Genomic DNA, 20,387 nt, shown 5'->3' on the forward strand with positions numbered 1-20,387 from the left:
GCTGGAGGGAAACGCGTTTTAGGGATGGGCCGGATGAAACCCATATGACTGACCTGGGAGACTTCGGCGATTTCGACGCCGGTGCCGATGCCGATGCGGAGTCGGCAGCCGACGCAGCCGATTCGTCGACGGCAGCGGCAGGATCCGACGAGCCGGCGACTGCGAGTTCGACGACCGACGGCGCGAACGACGCGTTCGAGCCGACGCCGGTCGAACCCAGCGGTGACGATGTCGGCATCGGTGCGCTCTGTGTCTCCCAGGGACTTCGGATCGCCGAGGACGGCGACGACACGACCCTGCAGGCCTACATCACCCGCGGCAACCGCTCGTCGATCCGCATCGGGAGCTACCTGCTCGCACCCTATCCCGACGGCGAGACGTTGTTCTGTCGGATTACGGGACTCGAGTACGCCCAGCAGTACCACGCCGACGACGCGACGGAGATCCACGCCCGGCGGGCGATGCGCTCCGACGGGATCGACGAGTCCGACTACAAGTTCGTTGCGACGCTCGAGCCGGTTGCGGTGCTCTACGATGATGACGGCGACCTCAAACGCCGGATGACCGACCGCGTGCCGAAACCGCAGACCGTGATCCGGCAGGCCGACGACACCGAGGCGATCAAGACCGGGTTGAAGATGCCCGACGACGGCGTCTTTCTGGGCCATCTCTCGGTCGGCGGTGAGAAAGTCCGGACGGCAGCCACCCCGCCGACGATCGATTACCGGTTGAAAGACGACTACGATGCGGGCGATCCGCTCGTTTTCCGGCACACGCTGATCGCCGGCGGGACGGGCTCGGGGAAGACCCACGGCGCGAAGAACATCCTGCGACAGTATCTCGCCGACGAGCGCACGTATCCGATGGCCGACGGTCGCGCGGTCCAGCCCGCGGTCGTTCAGTTCGACCCACAGGACGAGTACGCTCAGATGCACGACGACAATCCCGAGTTGGACGGCGACTTCGCGCGTCGGCTCGAGCGCGAGGGGATCGCCTACGGCGGTGTCTCCGATACGACCGCCTTCGTCCCGAAAGTCGGGTCGGCGTCGTACGCTGCGGGCCATCACCGTGCGAAGCAGGTCGAATTCACCATTCCGTTCTCGATGGTCCACGATAATCCGTGGCTGGTCGCAGGCAGCGGGTTAAACGACAACCAGTACGGCGCGCTCGTCAGCGTGCTCCTGCAGCGATTCCGGAACCAGTACGGCGAGGATGGCACGTACGAGGAGTTTACGACGTTCCTCGACGATCCCGCGCTGCGCGAGGAACTCGACGAGTCCGGTCGCGTCCACGAAGCGACCTTCGACGCGGTCCGCCGGCGCGTGCTCGGCTTCGGCCACGTCTTCGATCAGGACGCTCGACCGATCACCGATCTGGTCCACGAGTTCGTCCGCCCCGGCGGGCTCACCGTGGTGCCGACCTACCACATCAACGACACGCGAGCGACCGAAACCGTCGTGCTCGCGGTCTCGTCGCTGTTGATCGACCAGAAGCTCTCGAACGATCCGACCTACGACCGAATCAAGGAGACGCCGCTCGTGCTGGGCATGGACGAGGCACACAACTTCCTGACCGACGCCGACAGCGTGCAGGCCGGGAAAGTCATCACCAAGTTCACCGAGGCCGCCAAACAGGGCCGCAAGGAACGACTCGGTCTCTTCTTGATCACGCAGGACCCCCAGGACATCCACGACGCCGTCTTCAAACAGATCAACACGACCATCGTGTTGAATCTCGGCGACGAGGACGCGATCAAGAGTGTGAACATCCCGAGCAACCTCGAGTCGAAGGTTCCCTACATGGAGAAAGGGCAGATGGTCGTCTATTCGCCCGACAATTCGGAGCCGGTCGAGCTGATCGGGCTGCCGAAATGTCTGACTCGACACGGGCGGGATTGAGGCGGGCGGGACTTAGACGCGAGTCGCCAGTCGGTGTTACAGCCGGCACGTTGTCGTGACGTGCCGTCGGCTCGCGGCCGATTCAAGAGAGAAAAGAACAAATCGTCAGGGACGGCTACGGCGGGCCACGACATCGTCGCGACCCGGTCGGGAGCCGTCCACACCGTCAGGGAGCGCTCGTTTTCGTTATCCCTGCCCGACCATCGACTCTTCTTCGTCCCACTCCTGTTCCTGCAGCTCGTATTTCTGGATCTTGCCCGTTGCCGTCTTCGGGAGGGTGTTGACGAACTCGACGCGGTGAACGACCTTGTAGCCCGCGAGGCGCTCGCGCGTGAACTCCGTCAGCTCGTCCTCGGTGACTGGCGGGTTCTGTGGGTCGTCGTTCGACGGCACGACGAATGCCTTCGGCGTTTCGCCCCACTTCTCGCTGGGCGAGGGGATCACGGCCACGTCGGCGACTGCCTCGTGGTCGAACAGCGTGTCCTCGAGCTCGATGCTCGAGATGTTCTCCCCGCCGGAGATGATGATGTCTTTCTCGCGGTCCTGAATTGCGAGCATCCCCTTCTCGTTGACGACGGCGAGGTCACCGGTGTGGAACCAGCCCTCGCGCTTGTCGTTGAACGCTTCCTCGGTCTCCTCGGGTTTCTCCCAGTAGCCTTCCATGACCTGGTTGCCGCGGACGAGGATCTCGCCGATCGACTCGTCGTCCCACGGGACCTCGTTGCCGTCGTCGTCGACGACTTCAATCTCGGTGGCCAGCGGGGCGATGCCCTGGCGCTTTTTGAGGCCGAAGCGCTCCTCGCTGTCCTCGTCGATCAGGCGACGGGTCGCGGAGGTGCCGATCAGCGGGCCGGTCTCGGTCGCACCGTAGAGCTGGCGGAAGTGCCAGCCGAACGTCTCTTCGACGGTTCGGATGACGCTTTCCGGCGGCGCGGCACCGGCGGCGGTGACGCGCATCGGATTGTCGCCCTCGGTGGAGACGTCGTTCTCCTCGTAGTACTCGTCGAGCATGCTGAGCACGGTCGGTGCACAGCAGAGGAACGAGACGTCCTCGTCGTTGATCTGCTGGAAGATCTCCTCGGCGTCGACGCCGCGGGTACAGACGTGTTTCGCGCCCATGCCCGTGATGGAGTAAATGTGGCCCCAGCCGTTGACGTGGAACATCGGCAGCGTCCACAGGTAGACGTCGTCGTCGGTGATCTCGTGGTGGATCGTCACGAGCTGGGCGTGCAGCGACTCGGTGCGGTGGGTCCGCATGACACCTTTCGGATCGCCGGTCGTCCCTGAGGTGTAGTTGATCGTGATGATGTCGTCTTCGCTCATCTCGGGGCGCTCGTAGTCGGGCTCGACGTCTGCGATGAGGTCGTCGAAGTCCTCCCAGTCGCCCTCGACGGCGTCGGCGTCGTTCGTGATGAAGATCTCCGTCGGGACTTCGTCACGGATTTCTTCGATCTTGTCGGCGTACTCGTAGTCGGCGATGATCGCTTTCGTCTCGGAGTCGTTGAGAAGGTACTCGTAGTCCTCGGGGGTCAGCCGGTAGTTCAGCGGCGTGTGGACGGCACCAAGCTGCATGATCCCGTAGGCGGACTCGAGCTGGTAGTGTGTGTTGGGGTCGAGAACGGCCACGCGGTCGCCTTTCTCGATTCCGCGGTCCTGCAGGACCGTCGAGAGGCGGTCGGCTCGGTCGCCGAACTCCTCGTACGTGAACCGCTCACCCGTCGTCGCGACGATCGCTTCTTCGTCGCCGTAGTACTTGCGCGCTCGGTCGAGGAAATCGGTCACCAACAGTGGGACTTCCATATACCCGGTCATCGAACATTGATTATAATATTCTTTATGGAGTCATCCCGTGTTTCAGTACAGCAGTTTGATGCGTACCAATTACTGTAATTTTTGTCTGACATCTTTTTCTGTTCCCAACACGTCGTCTCGAGACCGATCGAGACGCGTAGCGGTCGTCTGTGACTGTCTCGGTCGTGCTACGCCGACTCGAGCAACGTTGTCTCGAAAAATGCCCGGATCGCCCTCGCGATGTCGTCGGTCGCGCCGAGGAAGAAGTGATCGGCCGACAGGGCGGTAGTTTCGTCGCCGCGACCTCGCGCGCGCTCGATGATCGGCTCCCAGTCGGCGGTCGTATCTCGCGTGCCATACAAGATGTTGAGGGGTGCCTCGAGCGAGTCGAGGGCCTCGAGCGCGTCAAGATCGGCGGCCAGCCGTGCGGTCGGGGCGAGGGCGGCGACCGCATCGGGCTCGACCTCGGCTGCCGCGAGCAGTGTCAGCGTCGCGCCGAAGCTGTAGCCGAAGACGCCGACCAGACCGTCGTACGCATTGCGCGCCCATCGGATGGCGTTCCGTACGTCTCCCCGTTCGCCGTAGCCGTCGTCCCACGGACCGTAATCGAAGCGCAAACAGGCGATGCCGGCGTCACGCAGGGCGTCGCTAACGGCGACGAGGCGCTGATCACTCCGCGTGCCACCGTGTTGGGGATGTGGCGGGCAGGCGACGACGATCGCACGCGGATTGTCCTCCGGTTCCTCGAGCGTCCCGCGCACGTCGCGGCTGCCGGGAAGCACTACGTTCGTCATGGGTGGGCCATCACGACGCTCGGTAATCAACCCGACGCGCCGGGACAGCCGGTTCGACATGGAATATTCCCGAAGTGACATTTTTAAGGGTCAGGAGCGATACGTTGCGAGTATGGGCATCCTCTCTCGGGCTTCCTACGTCATCCGGTCGAAACTCAACTCGGTACTCAACCGAGCCGAGGACCCGACCGAAACGCTGGACTACTCTTACGAGCAGATGCGCGACCAACTCCAGCAGGTCAAACGGGGCATCGCCGATCTCACCACGCAGAAAAAGCGCCTCGAGATGCAGAAACGCCGGCTCGAGGACAACGTCGAGAAACACAACGAGCAGGCCCGGACGGCGGTTCAGCAAAACCGCGAGGATCTGGCACGCCGCGCCTTGGAGAAGAAAAAGACGAAAATGAACCAGATCGAGGATCTCGAGCGCCAGATCTCGGACCTGCAGGGCCAGCAAGACCGGCTGGTCGAACAGAAAGACGAACTCCAGCGCCGCATCGAGGAGTTCCGCACAAAAAAGGAGACGATGAAAGCCCGCCACGAGGCCGCAAAGGCCAGCACGACGGTCTCGGAGGCGATGACGTCTACCGGCGAGGAGTTCGAGGACGTCGGTCGCGCTATCGAACGCGCCGAAGAACAGACCGAGGACATGGAAGCCCGGGCTGCCGCCCTCGACGAACTCCACGAATCCGGCGCATTCGAGGACGTCATGTCCGACAAGGACACCATCGACCGCGAACTCGAGCAGCTGTCGACCGACAGCGGCGTCGACGCCGAACTCGAGACGCTCAAATCCGAGGTCGGTGAGGGCGAATCCGAGCCGGCAGCCGATGCTGCGAGCGAGGTCGACGAGGAGGAGCTCACGGAGCTCGAAACTGGCGATCAGGAAGACGTCGAGGCCGAACTCGCGGAGCTACAGGACGACGAGCAATCCTGAGCCTGATACTGCCGTTCCTAATATGAGGTCGCATACGCCAGTGTCTTTGTCGCTGTTTTCGTCCGGGGACCGTGGTTCTCTCGGTGGGATTTGGGGCAACGGTTACCATTGTCCATGAATAAGAGTTACATATGAGTGACGAGTCACAGTTTGAGTCAATCTCACTGATGAATCAGGCGGTCTTGCTCACCGTCGCCGAACTCGCCCGCCAGGACGAAACGCCAGTCCAGACACATGACCTCCGGAAACGCTGCCAGGAACAACTCGCCGATGTCGACACGGAGGTCGTCGGTACGATTTCCGAAGCCGACATCATCCGCTCGCTGTACCGACTCGAGGACGAAGACCTCGTCGACGAGATTCACCAGTCGGAGACGTCGCCGACGGGAAAGGGGCGACCAGCGTACACGCTTGCCGTCCCCGAAACAGCGGTCTACGACGGTGTCGACGAGGAACTGCACGAAACCATCGTCGAGTAGTCCGACTACGCCATCGGCTGTCCGCCACAGTCGATCCCGCTGTCACGACGGGGTGCCGAGAACGGCGATATCGTAGCTGGCGACAGCTGTCGGTGACTCGAGGACGATCACCTGAAACTCCCAGGTCGACCCGCTGTTGAGATCGCCGGTGCTGGCGAGATAGCGGCCGAGCATGGTTCCCTCGTCGTCGTAGAGACGTGTCCGCACTTCGGCGACTACCAGTCGGTTGCCGCCCGTGTTTTCGACGGTCCCTTGGATGGTCGAGCCGAGATAGCCACTCTCGACGACGAACTCGTGGTCACGGAGCGCAAGCGAGTCAAGCGGCGTCACCGAGTTGCTGGGTTGCTGTTGGGCGAGTGCGGCGGCCGCGGACAGCTGCGTTGCCGACCGGTTGGAGACGTTGCTGGCGTTGATCCCACTGACGGTTCCTTCCTCGTAGGTCGGCTGTCCGCCGAGACTATTGCTGCCGAGACAGCCGGCGGCTGCGGCTGCGATACCTGTTCCCAGTGTCGCAAGGACACGTCGTCGACTCGTCGACTGCCGTCGGCTCATCGCCGTCGAGCGGTCGTCTGCGAGGTGACTCCATCACGGTACATGTGTCGGGTCAACACCGCGGATCCATTTCAGTGTCGGCCTTGAAACCGCTGTTCTCGTCCGCCGGCGACCGTCTCGGTCGTCCCTGTCGGCACGACTCGCTCGAGCGCTGTACCCGTTCGTCAGCGCCGGCGTGTGGCAGTGTGCAACGCAGTCCCTTATTGTCGGGTCGGTGGAACGTGTCGCTATGGAATCCGCCGAGACCGACGAAACGCTCGAGTCTTACGGGGCCGACATCGGTACCCACGAGGGGCTGGTGACGCGGTTCCAAGAGTGGGTCCTGGTCGACGGAAACCGGTTATCCGTCGCCGCCATCATCTTGCTCGTCGTCTTCGCGGTGGTCGCCGCGTTGTACGAACTCGGCGTCATTACCTTCGTCAACCCGGGTGCCGTGACGAGCGTGGCAAGCGGTCTGATCGCGGGGACGTTCTCGCTCGTGACGCTCGTCGTCTCTGTCAACCAGCTCATCCTCTCTCAGGAGTTCAGCGCGGCTGGCAGGGCCCGCGACCGGCTCGAGGACGTCATCGAGTTCCGTCAGACCGTCGCGGACGACGCGGCCGTCCCTGCGAGCCCGGCAGTGCCGACGCGAGTCCTCGGACTGATCCTCGAATCGATCCATCACGACGCCACCGCGCTCGCCGATGCGGTCGGGGATCACGACGACGAGCCCTCGGAGATCGTCATTCGATACACGAACAGCGTTCGAGAGCGGACGGAGCGGATCGACGACCGTATCGGGCAGTCCGGTTCCGACGCGTTCACCGCCGTGTCGGCGGCGATTACGTACGACGAGTCCTGGCACCTGTACGTCGGCACTCACCTGCGCGGCGAGTACGCCGACTCGCTGTCGCCGGCTGCTGCCGAGCGACTCGACGGACTGATCGACTCGCTCAAGCTGTTTCACGTGGCCCGCGAGCAGTTCAAGACGACGTACCTGCAGCAGGAACTCACGCGCTTCTCGCAGCTCACGGTCTACTGTGGCGTACCATCGATCCTGTCGGCGATCCTCATCGGATTGTTGTATGCTGACTTCACTGGGCCGAGCGTCAGCGCCGCCGTGCTCCCGGCCGTCGTGAGCGTGCTGTTTCTCGTCGTCCTCTCGCCGCTCGCGCTGCTTGCCTCCTACATCCTGCGAACCGCAACCATCACGCGCCGAACCGCGTCGGTCGGCCCAATGGTCCCCCAGAAAGACCCCGAAGCGGGCCCGTTCGACGTGAGCGTCGGGGACGATCGGTGATCGCGTCCGCACCTGCTCGAGCGTGACATCGTGGCTGTTCGCAGAACGAACACGTCGTTCGAGCGACGCCGGAACCCACCCTCCCGATTCCGGATCGACTCATTCGTATGGCCGTGGCCACTATCGACGGCTGTGATCGTCATCTGCGGGCCACCGGGTGCCGGGAAAACCACCATCGCGACCCGCGTCCGTGACCGACTCACGGAGCGGGACGTTCCGGTTCGACTTTCCCACTCTGATGACTTCTCGAGTCGGACCTACGAACAACTGGCCGAGCAGGCCGGTTCGGCCCCTACGGCCGGCGTTACGCTCGTCGACGGGACGTTTTACCGTCGGAAATGGCAGACGCAGTTTCGCGCCCTCGGCGACGTGCGGTTCGTCCACGTGACAGCGAGCCTCGAGACCTGTCTCGAGCGCAATCGGGCCCGGGCGGATTCGATCGCGGAACAGGGCGTCAACGTCGTCTATCGGGAGTTCGAGGCCCCCGACGCCGATCTCGTGATCGATACCGACCGGTGTGAGCCCGCCGCCGCTGCCGAGCGAATACTGACTGCGATCGAGACGTGGGACGAGCACAACGCGGTGCCATCGGTCGACGACACGCTCTGCTACTGAATCCCGAGAGCGATTGCCGCCGTCGAGACAGTCAGGCGACGGGTACGACGCCGGGAATGGCCCTCGTCAGGCAGTGAATACGGGGACATCGAGCGAGCCGATGACCCGGTTGGTGATCGAACCCAAAAGCGGTTTGTCCGGATCCGAGCGCCCGCGTTTCCCCATCACGACGAGGTCGATATCGTGTTCGTCGACGTACTCGGTGATGGCTTCGACCGGCGTGTTCGCCTTGACAGCCGTGACGCAAGAGACGTCGGCGTCGTCGGCGAAGGCTTCGATTTCGCTGACGAACTGCTGGCCCTTCTTCTCTAAGCGGTTCCGCGTCTGCCTGATATCGCTCGGCACCGCGACGTAGTCGGCGTCGCCCATGTCCATCGCATACAGGACGTGCAGCGTCGCGTCGTTTCGCTGTGCGAACTTGATCGCCTGTTTCGCTCCGTTGCGAGCAGCGTTGCTGCCGTCGGTCGGCACGAGAATGTCGTCGAAATCGTGTGGCTCGTCCATACATCCCACACGACGCCGAAATGGGTAATCCTTGCCCATGTAGGACAGCCACTGAGACCGTCTGCTGGCACTGGAGACTGCCACATTCGCATAACAGAGGTCGGGTGCGCCGGTAACTCGGTACAGCACCTCGTCTCAATCGAACCCGTGGACGGCTATCCGGCGTCACGAAACCGGCGCGTGATCCGGTTGCAGACGTATTCGGGCAGACTGGCCGAGTCCATCCCGGAGCAGGTCGATCGCGTGTTCGTGTTCGTGTTTCGGGCGGTGGATGTGCGTTGGGCGAACCGGTTGTGTCTCGTAAGCATCAAACGCATCTGCAGGTACGTCTCCGTCCCGCTCGAAATGAATCCGCAATTCGAACAGCAATGCGTGGACATGGACGAGTTCTTGGGCGTTCACGCAGCAATCCACACGAGCCATTTCCTTAATCCTCTTTGTCATTTCTCCCGAGTGTCAGCCTGATTGTACCTGTTTGATAGCCTCACGCACGATTTGGGCACTGTGTGTCTCGGTCAGACCGCAGCCGCTACCTAGTCGAGATACTCGCCAGCCAGCAACTCGACACGCTCTCTGGTTTCGTCGGGAATCGCCTCCGGCGGCGTGTTGATCGCCCCCTCGAGCGCGTTCCAGGCCGGACTTTCGAAGTCCTCGGGCATCGTCCGGATCGCGCGTTCGACGACTGCGTTGATCGCGTCGCGGTTGGCCACGGCGTTTTCGCGGACCTCCTCGAGCGAGACCTCGTTATCCGTCTTCCAGACGTCGTAGTCGGTAACGCCGGCGACGGTGGCGTAACTCAGCTCGGCCTCACGGGCGAGTTTAGCCTCGGGGATGGCGGTCATACCGATGATATCCCACCCTTGATCGCGGTAGAACTCGCTTTCGGCTTTCGTCGAGAACTGTGGGCCTTCGATGCAGACGTAGGTACCGCCTTCCTCGGTCTTCGTCTCGGCGGCAGTCGCCTCGCGGGCCGATTCGGCCAGGTGGGCGGCCAGTGCCGGACAGTAGGGTTCGGCAAACCCCATGTGGACGACCATCCCGTCGCCGAAGAACGTCGGCGAGCGGTGTTTGGTCCGGTCGAAGATTTGGTCGGGGACGACCAGCGTCCGGGGCGGCAGGTCCTCGCGGAGGCTCCCGACCGCGTTCGTCGAGATCACGCGATCGACGCCGATCGACTTGAGCGCGTAGATGTTCGCCCGATAGGACGCGTCGGTCGGCGGATGCCGGTGGTCTTCGCCATGACGCGGCAGAAACGCGACCTCCCGACCGGCGAGTTCGCCGATCGTGACCGCGTCGCTTGGCTCGCCGTATGGCGTCGAGACGTGCTCGCGACGGATGTTCTCGAGTGGCAGTGCCTCGTAGATGCCGCTTCCACCGATAACGCCGATTGTCATACGGACACGTGGGCGGACGAGCCTCCTAATACTGCCGGACGAACCGATTTACACATCGATCGAGCGTTCGGCAGCTCAACAGTTCCGTTCGATCACCGTTCGCAGCCGCCGCTCGATGTCGCCCTCCTCGCCGGGCATGAGCGACAGTCGCTCGTACTGCTCGTCGAGGTCGAACTGCTCCGCCAGCAAGCCGCCACGACGGTCGACCTCGAGCAGTAGGTCGAAGCCGTCGCCTTCGGGGAGCGTGACGACCTCGAGTTCGTCCAGTTCGCCCGCGAACGGCCCCGATCGGGGGACAAACTCGAGTTCCTGGACGAATCGATGGTCGGCGAACAGCGACTCCGTGGCCTCGCACGTGGCCGATCGGAGCGTAAAGCCAAGCGACTCGAGGGCGTCGAACAGCGCCTGCCGGAGCGGATCGGGCTCGATTTCGACAGGGTCGCGGTCGTCGGGGTCGATCGCCCAGTCGATGTCGAGCCCGGTGTCGAGCCAGACCTCCGTTTTCCCCAGCGTCACGGGCGTGTGGTACGGGACGTCGACCGAGACGGTAACGCTTCGCTCCTCGTCGGGCTCGATCGTAAACGAGTCCGCGAGACGGAACGTGTCGACCTTCGCCGTTCCCGTGCCGTCGTCAGTCTCGTAGCGCGTCTCGAGTGCGAAGTAGATCCCGTCGACCTCCTGGCTGTCGTTACCGCCGGTGATGTCGACGCGTGCGTCGACGGATTCGCCGGCCGTGAGCGTCGTCGGGAGAACCGTATCGACTGTCGCTGCACCGATACCGAGACTCGTAAGAACTCGTTTCATACGTCGAGAACAGTCACAGCCAGCCTATAAATAATGTCCTGCCGACACTCTCGGCGGACCGACTATCGCTCACGCGATCCTCACGACACCGGGCGAGTATCTATCAGATACTATGGCTATTGGCTGTTGATCGCCAGTATCGCATCCGACAGAATCGGCCTGTGAGATGGTCTGCGGTACCGATGTCCCGGTGTAACCGAATGGCGGTCACGGTCCTCCTGGATCCTACTGACAGGAGTCCGTATGAGCCAGGTCCGGCTACGAGACCGACTCGCCTGCGAGCGTCCACCCGTCGACCCCAGTCGACTCGAGCACCTCGCGTCGTTCCATCTCGGCGAGGACTTCTGGCAGCCGGTCGGGTTGGGCGATCTCCATCTCCATGCGGTCGATCCCGTGGAACGCCGCGAGGAAGTGGCGGATCTCCTCGCTCGTGAACGTCTCCTGGTCGGCCTTCTCCATGGCGCTCGAGATCAGATCGATCATATCCTCGATGAAGTTCCACGGGTAGACGACCCAGGTCCACTCCTCGAGTTGTTCGCCGACGTAGTCGGGCTGGAACTCACTGGTGCCAAGCAGTTGCAGCGTCGCGGTGCGGACCTCGCTGGCCTCGCGATCCATGACGTACTCGTAAGCGCGGCTGATCGAGCCGCCGGTGTCGGCGATGTCGTCGATAATGAGGACGTCCTTGCCTTCGACGCTGCCTTCCGGCATCGGATAGCGAACGGTCGGTTCGTCGGCCTTCTCGGCGGTGCCGACGTAGTGTTCCATCTTCAGACTTGTCAGGTCATCCAGACCGAGGAAGTCACAGAGACACCGACCCGCGAACCAGCCACCGCGGGCCAGCGCAACGACGACGTCCGGTTCGAACGCGTCGTCGCGCACGTCGTCGGCCACGTCTCGGCACAGGCCGTAAATGTACTCCCAGTTGGTTATGGTACAGTCGAAATCGTCCGGTAGATCGGACATCTGATGGCCACCTACCCGGTGTCTCGGTCGCGGTCCCCTTAAGTTGGCTGAAACGGGCTTCAATCACGAACCCCAGGTGACCGTGTCGTTCACAGTCGTAGATAGTTATTTATAACTCGCTAATACAACCTAGTTATCGATGGCGCAGACACAGCTGCAGGCCGCCCGTGACGGGACGATAACGTCCGCAATGGAACGCATCGCCGAGCGAGAGAACCGCGATCCCGAGTTCGTTCGCGAGCAGGTCGCCGACGGACAGGCCGTGATCCCGGCTAACCGACACCACGACGCGCTCGATCCGATGATCATCGGCCGCGAGTTCGCGACCAAGATCAACGCCAACATCGGCAACAGCGAGACGACGAGCGACCTCGAGACGGAACTCGAGAAACTCCACACCGCGGTCCACTACGGCGCGGATACGGTGATGGACTTAGGCACCGGCAGCGATCTAGACGAGATCCGCGAGGCCCACGTCGAACACTCGCCGGTGCCACTCGGGACGGTCCCACTGTACGAAGCGGTCAAACAGGCCGGCAGTCCCGAGGACATCACGACGGAGTTGCTACTCGAGATCATCGAAAAGCAGGCCGAACAGGGCGTCGACTACATGACGATCCACGCGGGGATCGTAGCCGAACACCTGCCGTTGACGGACGGCCGAAAGACGGGGATCGTCTCGCGGGGCGGCTCGATCATGGCCTCGTGGATGGAAGCACACGGCGAGCAGAACCCGCTGTATCAGGTGTTCCCCGAAATATGTGAAATCTTCGCCGAACACGACGTGACGTTCAGCCTCGGGGACAGCCTCCGGCCCGGTTGTCTGGCCGACGCCTGCGACGAGGCCCAGTACGCCGAACTCGACACGCTGGGCGAACTCACGCGCGTCGGCTGGGACCACGGCGTGCAGGTGATGGTCGAGGGGCCGGGCCACGTCCCGATGCACAAGGTCGCCGAAAACGTCGAGCGCCAGCAGGAGGTCTGTGATGGCGCGCCGTTCTACGTCCTCGGCCCGCTGGTGACCGACATCGCGCCGGGCTACGACCACATCACCAGCGCCATCGGGGCCGCGATGGCGGCACAAGCGGGTGCCGCGATGTTGTGTTACGTCACGCCGAAAGAACACCTCGGGCTTCCCGAGGAGGATGACGTCCGCGACGGACTGGCGGCCTACCGGATCGCCGCCCACGCCGCCGACGTGGGGACCGAACGGCCCGGCGCGCGCGACTGGGACGACGCCCTCTCGGAGGCCCGCTACGCGTTCGACTGGCGCGAGCAGTTCGAACTCGCGCTCGATCCCGATCGTGCTCGGTCGTTCCACGACCAGACGCTGCCTGGCGATAACTACAAGGACGCCCGCTTCTGCTCGATGTGTGGCGCTGAGTTCTGTTCGATGCGGATCGACCAGGATGCGCGCGAAACCGGGGAAATGGAATCGCTCGCGACAGACGATGGTACCGATCTCGAGACCTCGCCCGCAGCCGAGGTCAATCGACCGCCAGTCGGCACCCACGCCGCCGGCGACCTGCCGCCGATGGCCGACCACGAAGCTGTCGACGCGCTCGAGGAAGCCGGCGACGACTGAGACGGGCTACTGTACCGAGTTGCCGGTGTACCCGCAGTGCGGGTCGCGGTCCCACCGGTACTGACTGACAGAAATCCGTGCGAACTGGTCCCGCTCGCGGACGGTTTCACAGTTGTATATCAAAATCGAATACAGTCACAGAGAATCGACCTCGTCTTTATCCGATATACTGTGGACGATCCGACAACGATGGCTCCCCGACGGCGGACCGTACTCGCGGCAGTATCGACGGCGACAGCGTCGGCAGCGGCCGGCTGTACGGACCTGTTCACCGAGCAGACGAGCGACGAAACCGGCGGCTCGACTCCGACTGATGTCGCGACAGCACTGGTCAACGACCTCGCAAGCGAGGCGTTCGAGCGGGCCAGCGATCGGTTCGTCGAACAGGAACGTGACAGACGTGGCGATCCCGCCCGCCTCGAGCGCCTCTGGATGGGATACGGCGCGGTCGGCGGCTCGTTCGGCGAAATCGTCGACACGAGCACGACGACGAGGGGAGACTACACGGCGGTCGACCTGACGCTGGCGTTCAGCCGCGGCGATCATAGCTGTCGTGTCATCGTCGACGGCCAGTCACGGCCCGTCGATTGTGGGATCGCCGACGAGTACGAGCGACCGTCGTACGTCGATCGGAGCGCGATCGTCACACAGGACGTGTCGCTTTCGGTTACGGGCTGTTCGCTGCCGGGGACCATCACGACGCCCGACGGGAGCACCGGAGACGCCGTCCCCGGCGTCGTCCTCGTGCACGACGCTGGTGCAGGAACCAGGAACAACGATCGCGGCGGCACGAAGACGTTCATGGATCTGGGGGAGGGACTGGCCTCGAAGGGCATCGCGACGCTTCGCTACGACAAGCGCATCCCGGCCTGTGAGGTTCAGCCGGGATCGCACACCCTCGACCACGTCACCGTCGACGATGCGCTGGTCGCCGTCGAGCGGCTCCGAGCCGTCGAGGGCGTCGATCCCGATCGGATCGTCGTCGTCGGGCACGGCCTTGGTGGTCGCGCGACACCGCGGATCGCTGCCCGAGACGGAACCCTCGCCGGCGTCGCCGGATTGGCCGCGCCGGCACGACCGTATCACGACCTGACGCTCGAGCAACTGGAGTACAAGGTGTCGGTCGGCAGCCAGACGTGGGACGATCTGGCGACGATCGCCGACCGGTGGGCCGACGAGATCGAGCGAGTTCGAGCGGGGGAGTACGACGCGAGCGAGCAACTGCTCGGGAAACCCGGCGCGTTCTGGGACAGCCTCGCGGCGTACGACCACCTCGCGACTGCAGCCGAAACCGACGTGCCGATGTACTTCGCACAAGGCGAGCGCGACTTTCAGGTCACCACGAGCGACGACCTTGAGCGGTGGCGGACCGAACTCGAGGGCAGATCTGTGACGACATTCGAGACGTACGACGGTCTCAACCACCTGTTCATGCCGGGCGAGGGGCCGTCGGTAGAGTTCGCCTACGCCGCTCGGAACAACGTCGCCGAGCAGGTCGTCGCCGATCTCGCAGACTGGGTCACAGACCGGTAGCTGACGGTTCGCGGCTCCGCCAGTCCAGTCGGTCGACCGAGGATTGATACGCCGGTCGACCGACCCACGTCGTATGGAGACGATTCGAGTCTTGCAGGTCGATGCGTTTACCGATGAACCGCTGACTGGCAATCCGGCGGGCGTCGTGCCGGACGCCGACGGACTCTCGAACGCGCAGATGCAGGCGATCGCCGCCGAAATGGCCGTCAGCGAGACGGCGTTTCTCCGCTCGAGCGAGCGCGCCGACCACCGGATTCGCTACTTCACCCCCACGCAGGAAGTCGATCTCTGCGGCCACGCGACCATCGGAACCTTCGCTCACCTCCGCGATGAGGGACTCGAGCCCGGGACGACGACCCTCGAGACGAACGTCGGCGTCCTCGATATCGAGATTGACGCCGACGGCACGGTGTGGATGACACAGGACGAGTCGACGATCCGCGAGGTCGATGTCGGCTACGACCGCGTCGCCGACGCGCTGGGCGTCGACCGAGCCGCGCTCGAGGGCGCGAGCGCTGATCTCCCGCTGGCAGTGGCTTCGACCGGCCTGCCGTTTCTGATCGTCCCGATTACGTATCTCTCGGACGTCGGCAGCGCCGAGCCGGACATGGCCGCGATCGAAGCGCTGACCGACGCGGTCGACGCGACCGGGATCTATCTCTTTACGTTCGATGCACTCGAGCGCGAATCGACGCTGCACGGTCGGATGTTCGCGCCGGGCGCTGGCGTGCCGGAAGACCCCGTCACCGGCACCGCAAGCGGGGCCGTCAGCGCGTACCTCGACCGCTTCGGCGCGTTCGACGGCGACCTGCCCGAGGAATGCCGCCTCGAGCAGGGCCACTACGTCGATCGACCGGGGACGGTCCGTGTCCGCCTCGGCGACACGGTGCGGGTCGGTGGCCGCGGGGTGACCGTCCTCGATGGCTCGCTGGCCGTTCCCGACGAGGACGAGGACGATATTCTCGAGGCCTGAGACCGGCTGCTGTCATGGTGTCCCGGTAGGCCCGCAGTGCGGGTCGCGGTCCCACCGGCACCCACTGACAGAGGGTCCGTATGATTCCGGACCACACGGACGATCGGTCGGGACCGGTGTTGCCGACACAGACGAGCACCCCGACTGTGACCACAGCGGTTCACACTCGCTGTTCTGACTGTGCTCGTTCGGTGGCCGCCCGTCCGCGTGAGCCCGTATCAAACCATTCATATCCCTGAGAGTACTCGAGATTGTACACTCACGATAGCTCGCTCGTTTGTGGCGACAGATCGCGGAAATGGCTGCGCTGGCCTCGCTCGACGGCCAGCTGGCGTCGATCCTCGTTCGCGCTCGAGTTTCGACTCCGAGCGGCTGTTCGCAACCTTCTTTATGCGGTCCACTGTCACTCTCAATAGAGATGGCTGTACTCTGGCTGGACGAGATCGGTGCCGGCGACCTCGAGAAGGTCGGCGGGAAAGGTGCCTCCCTGGGCGAGCTTACGGGTGCGGGGCTACCCGTTCCACCGGGATTCGTCGTAACCGCCGGGACTTATCGTTCGTTTATCGAAGAAGCCGAAATCGACGAGGAACTGTTCGCAGCCGTCGACGTCGACGTCGATGACTCGGCCGCGCTGGCTGACGCTGCAGACCGCGCACAGGAACTCATCCTCGAGACGCCGTTCCCCGACGACCTTCGCGAGGAAATCGTCGAGAGCTACCGCGAGGTCGGCAACGGCGAGGCGTTCGTCGCCGTTCGATCGTCGGCGACCGCCGAAGACCTGCCCGATGCATCGTTCGCGGGCCAGCAGGAGACCTTCCTCAACGTCACCGAGGACGAGCTCCTGAAGCGCGTTCGCGAGTGCTGGGCGTCGCTGTTCACCCAGCGGGCGATCTACTACCGACAGGAACAGGGCTTCGACCACTCCGTCGTCAACATCGCGGTCGTCGTCCAGCAGATGGTCGACGCCGAGAAGTCGGGCGTGATGTTCACGAGCCACCCCTCGACCGGCGATCCAACGATGATCATCGAGGCCGCGTGGGGACTCGGCGAAGCCGTCGTCTCCGGTGCCGTCTCGCCGGACAATTACATCATCGATCGCTCGGACCGGTCGATGGACGTCACCGTCGCCGAGAAGAAGGTGATGCACGAAAAAGACGAGGAGACCGGCCAGACCGTCGAGCGCGAGGTCCCCGAGGACAAGCGAACGGCACGGGTTCTCGACGCCGAGGAGATCGACGAGCTCATGGATCTCGGCGAGCGCGTCGAGGATCACTACGGCGAGCCACAGGACGTCGAGTGGGCGATCGTCGATGGCGACGTGTACATGCTGCAGTCGCGACCGATCACGACGATCGATGAGGCCGACACCGACGCCGCGGCAACCGCCGACGCCTCGAAAGGCGTGACCGACGGCAGCGGTAGCGTTCAGGCCGCTGAGGCTAGCGACACTGACGCTGCTGAGGCGGGTGGCTCCGGCGACGTGCTTGTCGACGGACTCGGCTCGAGTCCCGGCACCGTCAGCGGTCCCGCGCGGATCGTTACCAAACTTGACGACCTCGCGAAGGTCGGCGAAGGCGACGTGATCGTCACCGAGATGACGATGCCCGATATGGTGCCCGCGATGAAACGCGCCTCGGGGATCATCACCGACGAGGGTGGCATGACCAGCCACGCCGCCATCGTCTCCCGCGAACTGGGCGTCCCCGCCATCGTCGGGACGACCAACGCGACGACCACCTTGGAAGACGGGCAGGTCGTCACGCTCGACGGAGACAAGGGTGCCGTCCTCGAGGGCTCGACGGTCGAACCCGACGAGGAGACCGAGCCGGTCGAGGAGGTCCGGCCGCAGTCGCCGGTCAAGCCGATGACCGCGACGGAGGTCAAAGTCAACGTCTCCATTCCTGAAGCCGCCGAACGCGCGGCCGCGACGGGTGCCGACGGCGTCGGCCTGCTGCGGACCGAGCACATGATCCTCTCGCTGAACCAGACCCCCGAGAAGTTCATCGAGGAAAACGGCACGGACGCCTACATCACGGAACTCGTCGAAGGCATCCGCGGCGTCGCCGACGAGTTCTATCCGCGCCCCGTCCGCGTGCGCACGCTCGACGCACCAACCGACGAGTTCCGCCAGCTCGAGGGCGGCACGGACGAACCCGAGGAACACAACCCGATGCTGGGTTACCGGGGCATCCGCCGCTCGCTCGACCGGACCGATATCTTCGCCCACGAACTCGAGGCCTTTTGCCGGCTCTACGAGCTGGGCTACGACAACGTCGAGATCATGTTCCCGCTGGTCAACGACGCCGAGGACGTCTATCAGGCCAAAGCGTGCATGAAAGAGGCCGGCATCGACCCCGAGAAGCGCCGCTGGGGAGCGATGATCGAGACGCCTGCCGCCGCGCTGTCAGTCGAGGAGATGGCCGAGGCGGGCATCGACTTCGCCTCCTTCGGGACCAACGACCTGACTCAGTATACGCTCGCGGTCGACCGGAACAACGAGAACGTCGCCGACCGCTTCGACGAACTCCACCCTTCCGTGTTGCGCCTGATCGGGAACGTCATCGAAACCTGCCGCGAACACGACATCGACACGAGCATCTGCGGGCAGGCAGGCTCCAAACCCCAGATGGTCCAGTACCTCGTCAACGAGGGAATCAGCTCCATCTCCGCGAACATCGACGCCGTCCGCGACGTCCAACACGAGGTCAAACGCGTCGAACAGAAGCTGTTGCTCGATTCGGTCCGTTAACAGGACAGTACTGTTTCGGCTGCTGATTTTCGACCGGTGCTGGTGTGATCGCTCGAGTGCGACAGCTCTCGAGCGAGCGGGGAAAAGCCCATCACGTCGGCCACCCTCCGTTCAGCCATGAGCGACCGCTCGGACGAGGTGACCGAGAGCCGGCGGGAGACCGCCACTGACGACCTCCTCGAGGAGACGGATCGTCTGCTCTCGGAGTCGGATCTCGACGTTGATAACGGATCGTCCGAGTCCGTGGGGGAATCACCGAGCGCGTCGAGCGACGACACGGGCCTGGATTCGCTCACTGGGTTCGATCGCGAGCCGGATGCCGAACCCGCTGGGTCCTCGGACACCGACTCGTCTCGCTCGTGGCTCTCGCCGCTGACGTCACGACTCTCACCCGGGCGCTACTTCTCGCCGAAGGAGTACATCGCGCTCGTGCTCTTGCTCGGTGCCGGGTTACTAGCCGGGGCAACCGTGCTGCCGATCGCCGGGCGTGTGATCGGCACGTTCCTCACCGCCTTTTCCATCGGGCTGGTCGCGTCGAAGCGGCGCTATCTCGAGATGACGACCGCTGGCGTCTCCGTCGGTGCGGTTGCAGCCGTCCTCAACAATGCGATCCTCACCGTGGCCGGCTCCGGCCAGACGCTCGTCACCATCGGCGCGACCGTGGGGGTTCTCGCCGCGGTCGGGGGCTACTACTTCGGTCGCGATCTGCGTGACGGACTGGGCCGCGATCTCGAGTGATTGGGGCCGGAACCCGACCTGCACGTCACTCGCTGTTGTACCCGTTCGTCGTCAGCTCCCAACCCTGTTCGGTCCGGCGAACGACACCGTTGTCGGCCATTACCTCGAGTAAGTCGGCGACGACCTCGCGTGGTGCGCCGAGGTCCTCACTGAGCTCGCCGACCGATTTGGGCTCTGTCCGAATACTCGCAAGCAGGTCGGCGTAGATCCGGCTTTCCGAGCCGGCTCCGACGGTCTCGGAGATGCGATCGAGCACGTCGGACAGTCGGCCTTGCACCCACCGCTGGGCCAGCGAGAGTTCGTTTTCGAGTTGCTCGAGCTCTTCGAGGACGGCGAGTAAGTCGTCGAGATCGTCCGTCTCGTCCCAGGCGACGTCGAGCGAGAGGTGTCGGCAGGCCGTGATATCGAAACTGTTGTTGGCCGGATAGGCGCTCTTGCTCGCGAAGCCATAGGGAGAGACGGTCACCTCGAGTCTGACGTTACGGGCGATGTGAAAGTACTTCCGTCGCTGGTCGTCGACGTGGCTCTCGATCAGCCCCGCTTCCTCGAGTTTCCGCAGGTGTTCGATGACCGCCTTGGGACTCACGCCGAGGTAATCAGATATTTCGGTGACGTAACACGGCTTGCGGGCGAGCAACCGAAGGATTCGTCTTCGGTTTTCGTTCCCGAGTAAATCCAACAGCGCGGCGGAGTCCATTACGCGAGCGTTAGTGATTGGCGCTGAAAAGCGTGTCTGCTCGAAATACGACCGGGGGTGCGATGGTACGGGACACAGTATCGCGGCTCAAGCCCGTGG

Annotated in this window: 19 protein-coding genes; 10 read left to right on the forward strand and 9 right to left on the reverse strand. The window is 63.8% G+C overall.

The window, feature by feature from the left end; genetic code table 11:
- The first annotated feature begins 44 nt into the window (after positions 1-44).
- Positions 45-1,898 carry an ATP-binding protein gene (locus ACERI1_RS00805; protein ID WP_373616122.1) on the forward strand — a complete coding sequence of 618 codons (1,854 nt, stop codon included), beginning with the start codon at positions 45-47 and terminating at the stop codon, positions 1,896-1,898.
- A 186-nt stretch (positions 1,899-2,084) separates the two neighbouring features.
- Here the strand turns inward: ACERI1_RS00805 and ACERI1_RS00810 are convergent, their stop codons facing one another.
- Together ACERI1_RS00810 and ACERI1_RS00815 are read right to left on the reverse strand one after the other, a co-directional pair.
- Positions 2,085-3,698 (reverse strand): long-chain-fatty-acid--CoA ligase, encoded by a 1,614-nt coding sequence (locus ACERI1_RS00810; protein WP_373616124.1) that lies wholly within the window; start codon positions 3,696-3,698, stop codon positions 2,085-2,087.
- Positions 3,699-3,877: 179 nt separating this feature from the next.
- Entirely contained in the window at positions 3,878-4,483 is a 606-nt protein-coding gene (locus ACERI1_RS00815; RefSeq protein ID WP_373616125.1) for an alpha/beta hydrolase, read from the reverse strand.
- A 112-nt stretch (positions 4,484-4,595) separates the two neighbouring features.
- Between ACERI1_RS00815 and ACERI1_RS00820 the strand changes: the two genes are divergently transcribed.
- Together ACERI1_RS00820 and ACERI1_RS00825 are read left to right on the forward strand one after the other, a co-directional pair.
- A complete protein-coding gene (locus tag ACERI1_RS00820) occupies positions 4,596-5,420 on the forward strand; it encodes a PspA/IM30 family protein (RefSeq protein ID WP_373616126.1) in 825 nt (274 codons plus the stop codon).
- Positions 5,421-5,551: 131 nt separating this feature from the next.
- A complete protein-coding gene (locus ACERI1_RS00825; protein WP_373616128.1) occupies positions 5,552-5,899 on the forward strand; it encodes a hypothetical protein in 348 nt (115 codons plus the stop codon).
- Between the two features lie 42 nt (positions 5,900-5,941).
- Here the strand turns inward: ACERI1_RS00825 and ACERI1_RS00830 are convergent, their stop codons facing one another.
- Positions 5,942-6,451 (reverse strand): FxLYD domain-containing protein, encoded by a 510-nt coding sequence (locus tag ACERI1_RS00830; protein WP_373616129.1) that lies wholly within the window; start codon positions 6,449-6,451, stop codon positions 5,942-5,944.
- A 229-nt stretch (positions 6,452-6,680) separates the two neighbouring features.
- Between ACERI1_RS00830 and ACERI1_RS00835 the strand changes: the two genes are divergently transcribed.
- Together ACERI1_RS00835 and ACERI1_RS00840 are read left to right on the forward strand one after the other, a co-directional pair.
- Positions 6,681-7,730, forward strand: coding sequence for a hypothetical protein (locus ACERI1_RS00835; RefSeq protein ID WP_373616130.1), 1,050 nt, complete (start codon positions 6,681-6,683; stop codon positions 7,728-7,730).
- Between the two features lie 132 nt (positions 7,731-7,862).
- Positions 7,863-8,345, forward strand: coding sequence for an AAA family ATPase (locus ACERI1_RS00840; protein ID WP_373616131.1), 483 nt, complete (start codon positions 7,863-7,865; stop codon positions 8,343-8,345).
- A gap of 66 nt (positions 8,346-8,411) precedes the next feature.
- Here ACERI1_RS00840 and ACERI1_RS00845 read toward each other — a convergent pair whose 3' ends face one another.
- The 5 genes from ACERI1_RS00845 to ACERI1_RS00865 form a co-directional block, all read right to left on the reverse strand.
- Positions 8,412-8,849 carry a universal stress protein gene (locus ACERI1_RS00845; protein ID WP_373616133.1) on the reverse strand — a complete coding sequence of 146 codons (438 nt, stop codon included), beginning with the start codon at positions 8,847-8,849 and terminating at the stop codon, positions 8,412-8,414.
- A gap of 165 nt (positions 8,850-9,014) precedes the next feature.
- Positions 9,015-9,251 carry a UPF0058 family protein gene (locus tag ACERI1_RS00850; RefSeq protein ID WP_373616134.1) on the reverse strand — a complete coding sequence of 79 codons (237 nt, stop codon included), beginning with the start codon at positions 9,249-9,251 and terminating at the stop codon, positions 9,015-9,017.
- A 131-nt stretch (positions 9,252-9,382) separates the two neighbouring features.
- Positions 9,383-10,243 (reverse strand): S-methyl-5'-thioadenosine phosphorylase, encoded by an 861-nt coding sequence (gene mtnP / locus ACERI1_RS00855; protein WP_373616135.1) that lies wholly within the window; start codon positions 10,241-10,243, stop codon positions 9,383-9,385.
- Between the two features lie 75 nt (positions 10,244-10,318).
- Entirely contained in the window at positions 10,319-11,047 is a 729-nt protein-coding gene (locus tag ACERI1_RS00860) for a sporulation protein (RefSeq protein ID WP_373616136.1), read from the reverse strand.
- 258 nt (positions 11,048-11,305) lie between these two features.
- On the reverse strand, positions 11,306-12,013 hold the full coding sequence (locus ACERI1_RS00865) for a phosphoribosyltransferase (protein WP_373616137.1): 708 nt from the start codon (positions 12,011-12,013) through the stop codon (positions 11,306-11,308).
- Between the two features lie 139 nt (positions 12,014-12,152).
- On the opposite strand from ACERI1_RS00865, the gene thiC reads away from it, so the two are divergent.
- The 5 genes from thiC to ACERI1_RS00890 all read left to right on the forward strand — a co-directional run bounded on the left by thiC (position 12,153) and on the right by ACERI1_RS00890 (position 19,591).
- The gene (gene thiC / locus ACERI1_RS00870) at positions 12,153-13,598 is read left to right on the forward strand and encodes a phosphomethylpyrimidine synthase ThiC (protein WP_373616138.1); all 1,446 of its coding nucleotides are present in this window, start codon (positions 12,153-12,155) and stop codon (positions 13,596-13,598) included.
- A 189-nt stretch (positions 13,599-13,787) separates the two neighbouring features.
- Positions 13,788-15,131 carry an alpha/beta hydrolase family protein gene (locus ACERI1_RS00875; protein WP_373616139.1) on the forward strand — a complete coding sequence of 448 codons (1,344 nt, stop codon included), beginning with the start codon at positions 13,788-13,790 and terminating at the stop codon, positions 15,129-15,131.
- 73 nt (positions 15,132-15,204) lie between these two features.
- The gene (locus tag ACERI1_RS00880; protein WP_373616140.1) at positions 15,205-16,104 is read left to right on the forward strand and encodes a PhzF family phenazine biosynthesis protein; all 900 of its coding nucleotides are present in this window, start codon (positions 15,205-15,207) and stop codon (positions 16,102-16,104) included.
- 418 nt (positions 16,105-16,522) lie between these two features.
- Positions 16,523-18,853: a phosphoenolpyruvate synthase gene (gene ppsA, locus ACERI1_RS00885; RefSeq protein ID WP_373616141.1), complete on the forward strand. Its 2,331-nt coding sequence runs from the start codon at positions 16,523-16,525 to the stop codon at positions 18,851-18,853.
- A gap of 117 nt (positions 18,854-18,970) precedes the next feature.
- The gene (locus ACERI1_RS00890; protein ID WP_373616142.1) at positions 18,971-19,591 is read left to right on the forward strand and encodes a DUF456 domain-containing protein; all 621 of its coding nucleotides are present in this window, start codon (positions 18,971-18,973) and stop codon (positions 19,589-19,591) included.
- 25 nt (positions 19,592-19,616) lie between these two features.
- Here ACERI1_RS00890 and ACERI1_RS00895 read toward each other — a convergent pair whose 3' ends face one another.
- A complete protein-coding gene (locus ACERI1_RS00895) occupies positions 19,617-20,288 on the reverse strand; it encodes an ArsR family transcriptional regulator (protein ID WP_373616143.1) in 672 nt (223 codons plus the stop codon).
- Positions 20,289-20,387: the final 99 nt, after the last annotated feature.

Source organism: Natrinema sp. HArc-T2, assembly GCF_041821085.1.
GTDB lineage: Archaea > Halobacteriota > Halobacteria > Halobacteriales > Natrialbaceae > Natrinema.